We start from the raw sequence: 13,137 nt of genomic DNA, 5'->3' as shown, positions 1-13,137 counted from the left end.
GCGGGGCTTCGGCCCAGGGCCAATGAACGTGCAAGTCGATACCGTTCAACAACTCAGTACGAAAGTTGAGGACCCACATCGTGGCGAGCGTGAACATCAAGCCGCTTGAGGACAAGATCCTGGTGCAGGCCGTGGAGGCAGAGACGACCACCGCGTCCGGTCTGGTCATCCCGGACACAGCCAAGGAGAAGCCGCAGGAAGGCACCGTCATCGCCGTCGGCGAGGGACGGGTGACCGAGCAGGGCAACCGCGTCCCGGTCGACGTCAAAGAAGGCGACACCGTCATCTACAGCAAGTACGGCGGCACCGAGATCAAGTACGCCGGTGAGGAGTACCTGATCCTGTCGGCGCGCGACGTGCTGGCCGTCATCGGCAAGTAAGACCCGCGACTTTCCGCGTGTCTCGCGCCCCGGTGCCCTCTCGGGCGCCGGGGCGTTGCCGTTCACCACAATCTCCGTATGTGAAAGAGACCCATGTCCAAACAGATTGAATTCGACGACGTAGCGCGCCGCGCGCTCGAGCGTGGCATCAACCAGCTCGCCGACGCCGTGAAGGTCACCCTCGGCCCGCGTGGCCGTCACGTGGTGCTGGCCAAGGCCTTCGGCGGCCCGAACGTCACCAACGACGGCGTCACCATCGCCCGCGACATTGACCTCGAGGATCCTTTCGAGAACCTCGGCGCCCAGCTGGTCAAGTCGGTCGCGACGAAGACCAATGACGTGGCCGGCGACGGGACCACCACCGCGACGGTCCTCGCCCAGGCCATGGTCTCGGCCGGTTTGCGCAACGTGGCGGCCGGCGCGAACCCGATCGCTCTCGGCATCGGGATCGGCAAGGCCGCCGACGCCATCAGCGCCGAATTGCTCCGCGTCGCGACCCCGGTCGAAGGGGAGAAGGCCATCGGACAGGTCGCCACCGTCTCGTCACGTGACGAGGAGGTCGGTGAGATGGTCGGCAAGGCGATGAGCCGGGTCGGCGGCGACGGCGTCGTCACCGTCGAAGAGGGTTCGGGCCTGCAGACCGAACTCGACATCACCGAGGGCGTGCAGTTCGACAAGGGCTACCTCTCGCCGTACTTCATCACCGACGGCGACAGCCAGGAGGCCGTCCTCACCGACGCCCTCGTGCTGCTCTACCGCGACAAGATCAGTTCGCTGCCGGACTTCCTCCCGCTGCTGGAGAAGGTCGCCTCCGAGGGCAAGTCGCTGCTGATCATCGCCGAGGACGTCGAGGGCGAGCCGCTGTCGACCCTGGTGGTCAACTCGATCCGCAAGACGATCAAGGCCGTCGCCGTGAAGGCGCCGTTCTTCGGTGACCGCCGCAAGGCGTTCCTCGAGGATCTCGCCGTCGTGACCGGTGGCACCGTGATCTCCTCCGACATCGGGGTGAGCCTGCAGAACGCGGAGCTCGATCTGCTCGGTTCGGTCCGCCGCGTCGTCGTCACCAAGGACACCACCACGCTGGTCGAGGGCGCCGGGACCTCCGAGGAGATCGCCAAGCGTGCCGAGCAGTTGCGTCGCGAGATCGAGAACAGCGATTCCGACTGGGACCGCGAGAAACTCGCCGAGCGTCTGGCGAAGCTCGCCGGTGGCATCGCCGTCATCCGGGTGGGGGCGGCCACCGAGACCGCGCTCAAGGAGCGCAAGCACCGTGTCGAGGATGCGGTCGCCGCAGCCAAGGCCGCGGTCGAGGAGGGCATCATCCCCGGCGGCGGGACCGCCATCGTCCAGGCCGCCAAGATCCTCGACGGACTGGCCGACGGCCTCGACGAGGACGAGGCGCTCGGTGTGCGGCTGGTCCGCGATGCTGTGCGTGCCCCGCTGTTCTGGATCGCCGGCAATGCAGGTGTCGACGGTGCCGTCGTCGTCGCGAAGGTGTCCGAGGCCGAACCCGGCCAGGGATTCAACGCGGCCACGCTCACCTACGGCGACCTGCTCGCCGACGGCATCATCGACCCGGTGAAGGTCACCCGTTCGGCCGTGGTGAACGCGGCGTCGGTGGCTCGGATGGTACTGACGACGGAGACCGCTGTCGTCGACCAGCCCGAGGACGAGCCGGCCGGCGGACACCACGGTCACGCGCACTGACGTGCGCATCGACCCTCTCGGACGCTGACCGACGAAGACGGGGGCATCGATCCACTGATCGATGCCCCCGTCTCGTCGTCGTGGAGGTGTAGGTCGGCGCCCGGATTCAGCTCGCGATGCGGCGTCCGACGCCGCGCTTCATCAGCATGCTCCGCTCGGACTCGGACAGCCCGCCCCAGATCCCGTAGGGTTCGGCCACCGCGAGCGCGTGCTCTCGGCACTGGGCGATGACCGGGCACTGATGGCACATCTCCTTGGCGCGCCGCTCACGCTGGGCGCGGGCCCGTCCTCGCTCACCGTCCGGATGAAAGAACATCGAGGATTCCACTCCGCGGCACAAGCCCTGCATCTGCCAATCCCAGATGTCAGCATTCGGACCGGGGAGATGATTCGGCTGAGGCATGGCAGCGGCTCCTTGTCTGCGTGTGGCGCTCCGTTTTTCGTCGGCGCAAACACACAGTAGGCAAGCGAAATTAATTGAGTCAATCCCGCTAAATGGCTGCTCTACGATGGTGAAAGTTCGGTAATTGTTAACGCAATGTTGAGGAGTGCAGAAGGCATAGCATATGAACGGAGGGTGCCGAATCCGCCCCCCGTGTATGTCCTGACAATCCCCGCTGATCTGCGGGTTCTCTTGCTGGAGGGGCCATTTCGATGAACCATTTCGCGCATGACAGGCAGGTGACACGACGCGGGCCGTGTAACCCAGAAGAAACCCGACGATTATTCATACGTGATCTGTTTCCCGAATTAACGTTTGTGACGGCAGGTTAAATTCATGCAAACTGCAACCGGTTCCACTGCGCGTAGACCGCGTGAAAGAGTCGGAAAATAGGCTCTGAAATGCGCAGACGTACGGAAGGGTATGCGCGCTGGTACGACGCCGTCGAGTGGGGAGGTGTGGGTCACACCGCGCGCGCCTTCTCACTGCTCGCCGACGTGGACCGCAGTGCACGGGCCGCCGACGACGGCGTGCTGGCCTCTCTGTCCGGTTCGACGCGCGCATCGTTGCTGCGCCAGGCCGGCCGCCACCGGCTCGCCGCGACGATCGACGGGAGGGCGCTGCTTTCCGTCGGTGGCCCGCGACGCGACGGCGATCCGCACACCCGGGCGGCCGTCCTCGATGCCGTCGTCGGACTCGCCGCCGATCATCTCGGACAGCTCCATCTCACTGCCGCGCGCAGTCTGCTGCAGCGGGCCCGCCGGTGCGTGGCGGCCGACGACCCCGAGTGGCTCGCCGGACGACGTCCGCGGCTGCGGATCGAATGGGTGTCGGCCGAGCTCGCGATGTACTCGGGCGACGCCCCCGGTGCGTGCAGCCACGCCGACGCTGCACTGTTGATCGCGGCTGCACCCGACACACCGCACCGCCATCGGGTGAAGACGTCCCTCATCGCCGCGGCGGCCGCGGCGACGGCGGGCCGATCGGCCGAGGCCTCAGATCAGGCCGCGCGGGTGGGTGCTCGTGCCGCCGAACACGGGCTGCTCCCGCTCGAATGGGCGTCATCAGCGCTGCGCACGGGTCTGAATCCGTCGGACACCGCGGTCGCAGCGGATCTCGCGCGGCTGCGGGCCGACCTCATCCGCCGAGGTGTCCCGTTCGAACACCGGGTGACGGCGAGTGGGTGATCGGAGCGTGACAGGTGATCGCTAAGGTGACGTGGGGACGAAATCGCTCGGCAACACCACCACACATGTAACACGGGGATCTCAACTGACGATGAAACTGACGGGTGTTGAGCTCGACGAGGCAGTCCGCTCTGCGGGGCAGGGCGATCGCGGCGCGCTCACGTCAGTTCTCGAGAGTGTGCAGGAGCCGATCCTGCGCTACTGCCGAGGGCGAATTGGAGTCGGAGAACGCCACCTGTTCTCCGCCGACGATATCGCGCAGGAGGCGTTGATGGCGGTGATGACAGCACTGCCCCGGTACCAAGACCAGGGCAGGCCGTTCATGGCCTTCGTATACGGTATCGCCGCCCACAAGGTCGCCGATGCGATGCGAGTGGCGGGGAGGGTCAAGGCCGACCCGGTGGAGACGTTGCCGGAGTTGACGACGTTCACCGGGGGACCGGAACAGATGGCCCTGGACGCCGATGCCAGCCGCCGTATGCGCGCGCTGCTGACGATCCTCCCGGAGAAGCAGCGCGAGGTGCTGGTCCTGCGTCTGGTCGTCGGCCTCTCGGCTGAAGAGACCGCGGATGCGGTGGGCAGCACGGCAGGCGCCGTCCGGGTGGCACAGCATCGGGCACTGGCGAAATTGAAGGACCAACTGAGGAAAGCAGGTGAGGCGGATGAACGAGGAGCATGATCCTGCCGACCCCACCTGGGACCTGACGGATCCGATCGATCTGACGGCCGTCCACCTCGACGACCGGTTCCTCGACGCGCTGTCCGGCGACAAGCCCGTACCGACGCGAGACGACGCCGAGTATCACCTCGCTGAACTTCTCGCCGGCTGGCGCCACGACGTGATCGTCGAGCCGCTGCCCGAGCTGCCCACTGTGGAGGAGGTCGAATCCGCGATCGCCGCCACCGAGCGTGCGCGTCGTGGGCGGGGCGTGATCCGACATCTGCGCGTCGCCTCCGGCGCTGCCGCAATCGTCGTGATCGCGGGTGCCGGCCTGACGGTCCTCGCCGAGGGCTCGTCGCCGGGAGATCCGCTGTGGGGCGTCAAGCGTGTGGTGTTCGCCGAGGCGGCGAGCCAGACCCAGGCGTCGATGGACGTCCAGTCCTATCTGGAGCAGGCCGAGGCGGCCGCCGCTTCGGGCGACACCGCGCAGGCCGCGGAACTGATCGCCAAGGCCCAGAAGAACATGGGCCCGGTGGCCGACGCGGACAAGAAGCGGATGAACGAGTGGATCGATCGTCTGCGCACCGACGGCGCGTCGAAGGCCGCATCGAGCAGCTCGTCGAAGTCCTCGGCGAGCCGTGACTCCTCGGTCACCGGCCGGAATCCCAACGATCCGGCGTCGCCGCCGCGAGATCTGCTGAAGTCGGGTACCGACGGCCGGTCGACCTCCGTGACCGTGCCGAGCACACCCCCGACCAGCGATCCGCCGACCGACGCACGCACCGGCCAGCCCGGTACGGGTCAGCCGGGTACCACCGATCCGCAGCTGCCGAGCACGACGGACATCCCGGTGCCGACGACGACCCCGGTGCCGACCGCGAATCCGTCACCGGTGGAGCCCGAACCGACGGTGAGCCCGGAACTGCCGACGATCACGACGACGTTGCTGCCGGCGCCGGCCCGCTGGTATTGGTGATCCGCTGAGCTGCGGGCGCTCAGCGCTCGTCGTCGACGTGGCTGCGCGCATCGGCGTAGCCACGGCAGTAATCCCACGTCACGTAGGCATCCGGGCGCGGATCGACCGCCGGCTCATGCGGGCGGACGGTGCCGTCGATCAGCAGCTGCAGCAGGTTCGCGCGCAGCATGTCCCAATCGTGATAGTGATCCTCGTGACAGTCGTCGCACACGACGACGAGGCCGCGGATTCCCCGATGTGCCAGCAGCGCTTCATAGACCGCCAGATCGGCGAGATCCTCCTCGACCGCCATGCGCTCGTTCTCGTCGAGAGGGATGCCCGGTTCCACCGAGTCCAGGGCCGACGCCGGATCGCTGGGATCGTCGGCGAACGGGTCTGGCGGCAGGCCGGGTGGTAGGTGGTCACGCACACCACCACGGTAACCGATGACGGCGCCCGGGTGCTTCGAGGAGTACACAGGCGCCGACGTCGGGCGAGTCGTCGAGTGGCATCCGTACGGGGTGGGCCTGACCACACCCGTGATGCCGATACCATGGAGCAATGACGCACGTTCGCACCGGAGGAGACGACCCCGGCAAGGTCGCGATGCTCGGCCTCACCTTCGATGACGTCTTGTTGCTGCCCGCGGCATCCGACGTGATCCCCAGCGACGCCGACACCTCGTCGCGCGTGACCAAGAACATCACCCTGCGGGTCCCGCTGGTGAGTTCGGCGATGGACACCGTCACCGAGTCGCGGATGGCCATCGCGATGGCGCGCGCGGGTGGGATGGGTGTGTTGCACCGTAACCTCGCCATCGAGGACCAGGCCGGTCAGGTCGAGACGGTGAAGCGCTCGGAGGCCGGGATGGTCACCGACCCCGTCACGTGTTCTCCGACGAACACTCTTGCCGAGGTCGACGCGATGTGCGCGCGCTACCGCATCTCGGGTCTGCCCGTCGTCGACGAGGTCGGCGAGCTCGTGGGCATCATCACCAACCGCGACATGCGGTTCGAGGTCGATCAGTCCCGCCCGGTCTCGGAGGTCATGACCAAGGCCCCGCTGATCACGGCCCAGGAGGGCGTCTCGGCCGAGGCGGCTCTGGGTCTGTTGCGACGCAACAAGATCGAGAAGCTCCCGATCGTCGACGGCAACGGCAAACTCACCGGTCTGATCACGGTGAAGGACTTCGTCAAGACCGAGCAGCATCCGTTGGCCACCAAGGACGCCGACGGCCGATTGCTGGTGGGCGCCGCCGTGGGTACCGGCGATCCGCAGTGGGATCGCGCGATGGCGCTGGCCGACGCCGGTGTCGACGTCATCATCGTCGACACCGCACATGCCCACAATCGTCTGGTCCTCGACATGGTCGCCAAGCTCAAGGCCGAGGTGGGGGAGCGCGTCCAGGTCGTCGGCGGCAACGTCGCCACCCGCGAGGCGGCGCTGGCACTCGTCGAGGCGGGTGCCGACGCGGTCAAGGTCGGTGTCGGTCCCGGTTCCATCTGCACCACGCGAGTGGTCGCGGGTGTCGGTGCGCCGCAGATCACCGCGATCCTCGAGGCGGTCGCGGTCTGCAAGCAGCACGACGTCCCGGTGATCGCCGACGGCGGCCTCCAGTACTCGGGCGACATCGCCAAGGCCCTCGCCGCCGGTGCGTCGACGGCGATGCTCGGTTCGCTGCTGGCCGGCACGGCCGAGGCCCCGGGAGAACTGATCCTGGTGAACGGCAAGCAGTTCAAGAGCTACCGCGGCATGGGATCGCTGGGTGCGATGCAGGGCCGCGGCCAGGTCAAATCGTATTCGAAGGACCGCTACTTCCAGGATGACGTCCTCGCGGAGGAGAAGCTCGTCCCCGAGGGCATCGAGGGACGGGTGCCGTTCCGCGGACCGCTCGGGCAGGTCATCCACCAGCTGGTGGGCGGTCTTCGCGCGGCGATGGGCTACACGGGCGCATCGTCGATCGCCGGGCTGCAGCAGGCCCGCTTCGTGCAGATCACCTCCGCGGGTCTCAAGGAGTCGCATCCCCACGACATCACGCTCACGGCCGAGGCGCCCAACTACTATTCTCGCTGACGCTGTTGCACACCTGTCGTCAGAACAGCCCGCGTAGCAGAAAGGCGCAATGGTGCGTGACCTCGTGGACATCGGGATGGGCCGGACGGCTCGTCGGACGTTCGAACTCGCTGACATCAGCATCGTCCCGTCCCGCCGGACCCGGTCGTCGAAGGACGTCTCCACGGCCTGGCAGATCGACGCCTATCGCTTCGAGTCGCCCATCCTCAGCCATCCCACCGACGCCCTGGTGTCGCCGGCGATGGCCATCGCGCTCGGCAAACTCGGTGCGCTCGGTGTCATCAACGGTGAGGGACTGTGGGCCCGACATCGCGACGTCGACGAGAAGATCGCCGATCTGATCGCGGTGGCGACGGAGAATTCCGATCCGCAGGCGGCGATCCGCCATCTGCAGCACCTGCATTCGGCCCCACTCGACACCGGACTGCTGCGCGAGGCCGTCGCCACCGTCCGCGAGGCCGGCGTCACCACGGCCGTCCGGGTCAGCCCGCAGCATGCACCGGAGCTGACCCCGGCCCTGCTCGAGGCCGGTGTCGAATTGCTCGTCGTGCACGGCACCATCATCTCTGCGGAGCATGTTGCGCAGGTCGACGCCGACGGAGCGGCCCGGGAGCCACTGAATCTCAAGACCTTCATCGCCGACCTCGACATCCCCGTCATCGCCGGCGGCGTACACGACCACCGGACGGCTCTGCACCTGATGCGGACCGGCGCCGCCGGAGTGATCGTCGGGTACGGATCGGCGGCAGGGGCGACGACGACCGGTGAGGTCCTCGGTATCGGCGTGCCGATGGCGACCGCGATCGCCGACGCCGCGGCGGCCCGAAGGGAATACCTCGACGAGACCGGCGGACGCTACGTGCACGTCATCGCCGACGGCGACATCCACACCTCGGGCGACCTGGCGAAGGCGATCGCGTGCGGCGCCGACGCCGCGGTGCTCGGGACCCCGCTCGCCGCGTCCTCGGAGGCGCCGGGACGGGGCTGGTATTGGCCGTCGGCGGCGGCGCACCCGGACACCCCGCGCGGGGCCCTGCTCCAGGTGGCGACCGAGTCGGATCGGCCGAGTCTGGAGTCGGTGCTGACCGGGCCGTCGCAGGATTCGTTCGGCGAGCTGAATCTCGTTGGTGCGCTGCGCCGTTCGATGGCGAAAGCCGGGTATAGCGATCTCAAGGAGTTCCAGAAGGTCGGGCTCTCGCTGCACTCCTGAGCGTCGGGGCTGCGCAGACCTTGACAATGTTCGTTAGTATGTTCCGTCATGGCAGCCCACCATGACTTCGACGTCCTCATCATCGGTTCCGGATTCGGTGGGAGCGTCAGCGCCCTCCGTCTGGTGGAGAAGGGATACCGCGTCGGGGTGATCGAGGCCGGGCGGCGGTTCGAGGATCACGAGTTCGCGAAGACCAGTTGGCGTCTGCACAAGTGGTTGTGGGCGCCGAGGCTCGGACTGTTCGGCATCCAGCGCATCCACGCGCTCAAAGACGTCATGATCCTGGCCGGTGCCGGCGTCGGCGGCGGGTCGCTCAACTACGCCAACACCCTGTACAAGCCGCCCGCGCCGTTCTTCGAGGATCCGCAATGGCGACACATCACCGACTGGCACGACGAACTCGCCTCCCACTACGAGCAGGCGCGCCGCATGCTCGGTGTCGTGACGAACCCGACCGTCACCGCGTCGGATCGGGTCATGCGAGACGTCGCCGAGGAGATGGGTGCGGGGGACACGTTCACGGCCACCCCGGTCGGCGTGTTCTTCGGCGAGAAGACAGGCCTCGACGGCACGCCCGGTGAGACCGTGCCGGATCCGTACTTCGGTGGCGCGGGGCCCGACCGCACGGCCTGCACCGAATGCGGGGCGTGCATGACGGGGTGCCGGGTGGGCGCGAAGAACACGTTGATGAAGAACTATCTCGGACTGGCCGAACGCCATGGCGCGACCATCATCGACCGCACCACCGTCGATCGGATCGCACCACGGGGCGACGGCAGTTGGGAGGTCGGGATGCGGCCGTCCGCAGCGTGGCTGGGCCGGGGTCGTCGGCGCACTCTCACCGCGGGACACGTGATCGTCGCGGCAGGCACCTTCAACACCCAGCGCCTGTTGCACACGGCGAAACGCACCACACTGCCGGACATCTCGGACGCGATGGGGGTGTTGACCAGGACCAACTCGGAGTCGATCCTCGGCGCGATGGCCGCGAAGTACGATCCCGCCCATGACTATTCGCGTGGAGTCGCGATCACGTCGTCCTTCCACCCCGAACCGACCACCCACATCGAACCCGTGCGGTACGGCCGGGGATCGAACGCCATCGCGTACCTGCAGAGCCTGCTCACCGACGGCGGGACACGGCGCAATCGGTTCTCCCAGTTCTTCCGCCAGGTCATCGCCAATCCGTTCCTGCTCGTCCGACTCCTCGTGGTGCGCAAGTGGAGTCAACGGACGGTGATCGCACTGGTGATGCAGAACAGTGACAACTCGCTGACGACGTTCGTCCGACGGCGCGGTCCGTTCCGATACATCACGAGCCGCCAGGGACATGGTGAACCCAATCCGACGTGGATACCGAAGGGCAACGAGGCCACCCGCCGGGTGGCCTCGAAGCTTCCCGGCGGTGTCGCCGGAGGCACCTGGGGTGACATCGTGAACATGCCGCTGACCGCGCACTATCTGGGCGGATGCGTCATCTCCGACGACCCGGCCCACGGGGTGATCGACCCGTATCACCGCGTGTGGAACCATCCGACGTTGCACATCACCGACGGCGCGGCGATCAGCGCCAACCTCGGGGTGAACCCGTCGTTGACCATCTGTGCCCAGGCCGAACGTGCGATGTCGTTGTGGCCCAACAACGGTGAGGCCGACCGTCGGCCTCCGCAGGGTGAGGCCTACCGGCGCATCGATCCGACGCCCCCACGGAGGCCGGTCGTCCCGGCCGACGCGCCGGGCGCGTTGATCCTGCCGATCGTGTCAGTCCAGCCCGCGCGCGACGAGTGTGTCGGCGAAGCCGTCGGCGGTGCGTAGGGCGGCGATCACCACCGGTGCGACGAGTATCCGTGCGCCGGGCCGCAATCCGCGGGCCTTGCGGGCCTCGTCGACCTGGGCGACGACCTCGACCATCAGCGGGATGGAGCGGATCGCCAGCGCCAGGGCGAGCGCGATGTGGTCGGTGCGCACGCCGATCCGCCGAAGAGGGGACAGCGCGGCCAGGATGGTGTCGAGGATCGCCGAGGTCCTCGTCGTCAGCGATACCGCGGCGGCCAGCGCGACCGACGCGGCGAGCACGGCGCACACGATCACGGCCCGTCGCCAGTCGGTGAACATCACCTGGAAGACGAAGACGAACAGCAGCACCCACAGCATGGGGCGCATCTGTCGCCACGCCTCGGCCGGTCCGATGCCGCCCAGCGCGAACACGGCGACGACCGCGGCGGCGGCGGCGCCGACCGTGGGGAGAGTGCGAACGGTCAGGCTGATGAGCAGGATCGCCGCGCCGAGCGCGAACAGCTTGACGCCCGCCGGCAGTCGGTGCAGCGGAGATCGTCCGGGCCGATAGACGCCGAGTGCGGTCATGCCATCAGCGCCCGATAGGCGGCGACGGCGGCCGCCGGCTCGTCGTCGGCGACGACATGTCCCTCATCGAGCACGATGACCCGGTCGTAGTCGGCGATCAGGTCCAGATCGTGGGTGAGGACGACCAGCTGCTCGTCGAGTGTCGTGAAGACATCGGCCAGCATGGAGCTGTTGCGTAGGTCGAGAAGTGTCGTCGGCTCGTCGGCGACCAGGACCGATGGGCCGGTCACCAGCACAGACGCCAGCGCCAGGAGTTGCTTCTGGCCGCCGGACAGTCGGTGTGCCGGATGGTCGGCGTGATCGGCGAGTCCGAACTGGCGCAGGACGTCCTGGGCGCGGTCGCGTCGCGTCGCGCGGTCGGAGACGGTGCGGGTCAGCGAGAGCTCGATGTCCTCGGCAACCGTCGGCATGATGATCTGGCGGTCCGGATCGCTGAAGATGAACCCGACCTCGCGGCGTACACGGCGCTTGTCGCGTGCGGCGTCGATCCCGTTCACGCGCACCGTGCCGGTGTCCGGGACGACGAGGGCGTTGATCATCCGTGCCAGTGTCGACTTGCCGCTGCCGTTGGCACCGATGATGCCGATCCGGCGTTCGGCGAGGTCAAGGGTGATGTCGGACAACACGACACGATCGTCGTAGGCATGCCCGACGGCCCGGAACTCGATCATGGACGCACGCTGCCGTGTTCGACCGCGGTCAGCGTGTGCCGCGCCGCAGGCGGATCGGTGCGATCAGCCCCGGATATGCGCGATGGACCTGCGCGGCGACCAGCGCCGCGACGACCGCCTTGGCGATGTCGCCCGGGACGTAGACGCCATTGGTCGAGATCGCCGCCCACAGCGACAGATCGGTGCGGAGCAGCAGTCCGATCACACCGCACGCGTAGATGACGACCATGCCGCCGACGATGTTGATGACGATGCCCCACAGCACCCGGTAGCGGGGCATCATCAACGCGGTCGCGAGGCCGATCCCGAGGACGGCGGGCAGGAAGCCGACGAAGAACCCGGCGGTCGGCGATGCCAGCGCCACCAGCCCGCTGCGTCCGCCGGCCAGGATGGGCAGCCCCGCGATCGCCAGGACGGCGAAGATGATCACCGCGAGGGTGCCCTTGCGGGGCCCCAGGATGGATCCGGCGAGCATCACACCGAGGGTCTGCAGGGTGATCGGCACGCCCGACGACCCGATCGTGATGGTGCCCGGCAGGCCGAGCGCGGCGATGAGAGCGGCGAAGACGGCGGCCTGGGTGAGGTCGGCCACCGACAGGGAGAACCGTCGCGTCCGGGGGACGCCGGTGGTCTGGGACATGCCTGCATTATGTCTGGCGGCCGCGGTCACTAAACTCGCTGGGGTGACAGTTACCCCTGCCGGTACCCCTGCCGGTACCCCTGCCGGTACCTCTGCCGGTACCTCTGCCGGTTCCACCGACGGTTCTCCCGCCGCGGCCCTTCCCGACGGCCCCCGACCCGTCCTCGTGGTCGACTTCGGCGCGCAATACGCCCAGCTGATCGCCCGGCGGGTGCGTGAGGCCCGGATCTATTCGGAGGTCATCGGCCACGACGCGCCGCTGGCCGACATCGAGGCGCGCAACCCGGTCGCCCTGATCCTGTCGGGGGGACCGGCCTCGGTCTACGCCGACGATGCGCCGTCGCTCGATCCCGGGGTGTTCGACCTGGGTATCCCGGTCTTCGGGATCTGTTACGGATTCCAGGCGATGACGCAGCAACTGGGTGGCGAGGTCGCCAACACGGGCGGTCGCGAGTTCGGCCGCACGACGTTGACCATCAGCGGCGACGGTGTCCTGCACCAAGGGCTGACCGAGACCCAGCCCGTGTGGATGAGCCACAACGACGCGGTCCAGGTCGCGCCGGACGGCTTCACCGTGACCGGGTCGACGCCGGGTGCGCCGGTGGCCGCATTCGAGTGCGTCGCGCGGCAGATGGCCGGTGTCCAGTATCACCCCGAGGTGCTGCACACCCCGCACGGCCAGCAGATCCTCACCCGCTTCCTCTACGAGATCGCCGGGCTGGAGGCGACCTGGACGCCGGCCAACATCGCCGACGCCCTGATCGATGCCGTCTCCGACCAGATCGGGGATGGTCGCGCGATCTGCGGACTGTCCGGGGGTGTCGACTCCGCGGTCGCCGGTGCGCTC

General features: G+C 67.9%; 14 protein-coding genes. 9 read left to right on the top strand and 5 right to left on the bottom strand.

Going from position 1 to position 13,137, the window contains the following annotated elements; all coding sequences use genetic code 11:
- Nucleotides 1-80: 80 nt before the first annotated feature.
- Together groES and groL are read left to right on the top strand one after the other, a co-directional pair.
- Nucleotides 81-380, top strand: coding sequence for a co-chaperone GroES (gene groES / locus QSJ19_RS21915; protein ID WP_006334733.1), 300 nt, complete (start codon nt 81-83; stop codon nt 378-380).
- A 93-nt stretch (nt 381-473) separates the two neighbouring features.
- Nucleotides 474-2,087 (top strand): chaperonin GroEL, encoded by a 1,614-nt coding sequence (groL, locus tag QSJ19_RS21910; protein WP_286323117.1) that lies wholly within the window; start codon nt 474-476, stop codon nt 2,085-2,087.
- A 106-nt stretch (nt 2,088-2,193) separates the two neighbouring features.
- Here the strand turns inward: groL and QSJ19_RS21905 are convergent, their stop codons facing one another.
- Entirely contained in the window at nt 2,194-2,490 is a 297-nt protein-coding gene (locus tag QSJ19_RS21905; protein ID WP_187584736.1) for a WhiB family transcriptional regulator, read from the bottom strand.
- Between the two features lie 440 nt (nt 2,491-2,930).
- Between QSJ19_RS21905 and QSJ19_RS21900 the strand changes: the two genes are divergently transcribed.
- The 3 genes from QSJ19_RS21900 to QSJ19_RS21890 all read left to right on the top strand — a co-directional run bounded on the left by QSJ19_RS21900 (nt 2,931) and on the right by QSJ19_RS21890 (nt 5,353).
- The gene (locus QSJ19_RS21900; RefSeq protein WP_286323116.1) at nt 2,931-3,716 is read left to right on the top strand and encodes a hypothetical protein; all 786 of its coding nucleotides are present in this window, start codon (nt 2,931-2,933) and stop codon (nt 3,714-3,716) included.
- Between the two features lie 91 nt (nt 3,717-3,807).
- Nucleotides 3,808-4,395 carry an RNA polymerase sigma factor ShbA gene (shbA, locus tag QSJ19_RS21895; RefSeq protein WP_286323115.1) on the top strand — a complete coding sequence of 196 codons (588 nt, stop codon included), beginning with the start codon at nt 3,808-3,810 and terminating at the stop codon, nt 4,393-4,395.
- Nucleotides 4,379-5,353: an anti-sigma-D factor RsdA gene (locus QSJ19_RS21890; RefSeq protein WP_286323114.1), complete on the top strand. Its 975-nt coding sequence runs from the start codon at nt 4,379-4,381 to the stop codon at nt 5,351-5,353. The genes shbA and QSJ19_RS21890 overlap by 17 nt, the downstream gene beginning before the upstream one ends.
- A gap of 19 nt (nt 5,354-5,372) precedes the next feature.
- Here the strand turns inward: QSJ19_RS21890 and QSJ19_RS21885 are convergent, their stop codons facing one another.
- The gene (locus QSJ19_RS21885; protein ID WP_187584743.1) at nt 5,373-5,762 is read right to left on the bottom strand and encodes a DUF5319 domain-containing protein; all 390 of its coding nucleotides are present in this window, start codon (nt 5,760-5,762) and stop codon (nt 5,373-5,375) included.
- 131 nt (nt 5,763-5,893) lie between these two features.
- Here QSJ19_RS21885 and guaB point away from each other — a divergent pair, with 131 nt between their 5' ends.
- The 3 genes from guaB to QSJ19_RS21870 are packed head-to-tail and all read left to right on the top strand — an operon-like array spanning nt 5,894 to nt 10,430.
- Nucleotides 5,894-7,405: an IMP dehydrogenase gene (guaB, locus tag QSJ19_RS21880; RefSeq protein WP_286323113.1), complete on the top strand. Its 1,512-nt coding sequence runs from the start codon at nt 5,894-5,896 to the stop codon at nt 7,403-7,405.
- Between the two features lie 52 nt (nt 7,406-7,457).
- On the top strand, nt 7,458-8,615 hold the full coding sequence (locus tag QSJ19_RS21875; protein ID WP_286323112.1) for a GuaB3 family IMP dehydrogenase-related protein: 1,158 nt from the start codon (nt 7,458-7,460) through the stop codon (nt 8,613-8,615).
- 48 nt (nt 8,616-8,663) lie between these two features.
- Nucleotides 8,664-10,430 carry a GMC family oxidoreductase gene (locus QSJ19_RS21870; RefSeq protein WP_286323111.1) on the top strand — a complete coding sequence of 589 codons (1,767 nt, stop codon included), beginning with the start codon at nt 8,664-8,666 and terminating at the stop codon, nt 10,428-10,430.
- Here the strand turns inward: QSJ19_RS21870 and QSJ19_RS21865 are convergent.
- From QSJ19_RS21865 to QSJ19_RS21855, 3 genes are read right to left on the bottom strand one after another with little or no spacing between them, the layout of a single operon-like run.
- A complete protein-coding gene (locus QSJ19_RS21865; protein ID WP_286323110.1) occupies nt 10,377-10,979 on the bottom strand; it encodes an energy-coupling factor transporter transmembrane component T family protein in 603 nt (200 codons plus the stop codon). The two genes, QSJ19_RS21870 and QSJ19_RS21865, sit on opposite strands and share 54 nt — an antisense overlap.
- Complete coding sequence (locus tag QSJ19_RS21860) at nt 10,976-11,650, bottom strand: energy-coupling factor ABC transporter ATP-binding protein (protein ID WP_286323109.1); 675 nt, start codon at nt 11,648-11,650, stop codon at nt 10,976-10,978. The genes QSJ19_RS21865 and QSJ19_RS21860 overlap by 4 nt, the downstream gene beginning before the upstream one ends.
- A gap of 28 nt (nt 11,651-11,678) precedes the next feature.
- Complete coding sequence (locus QSJ19_RS21855) at nt 11,679-12,290, bottom strand: biotin transporter BioY (protein ID WP_286323108.1); 612 nt, start codon at nt 12,288-12,290, stop codon at nt 11,679-11,681.
- A gap of 43 nt (nt 12,291-12,333) precedes the next feature.
- Here QSJ19_RS21855 and guaA point away from each other — a divergent pair.
- The coding region (gene guaA / locus QSJ19_RS21850) for a glutamine-hydrolyzing GMP synthase (RefSeq protein WP_286323107.1) at nt 12,334-13,137 on the top strand (804 nt) is incomplete at its 3' end.

Source organism: Gordonia sp. ABSL11-1 (genome assembly GCF_030315685.1).
In the GTDB taxonomy this organism is placed as follows: Bacteria; Actinomycetota; Actinomycetes; order Mycobacteriales; family Mycobacteriaceae; genus Gordonia.
Note: the sequence above shows the minus strand (reverse complement) of the source record. Positions and strands in the feature narration are given on the sequence as shown.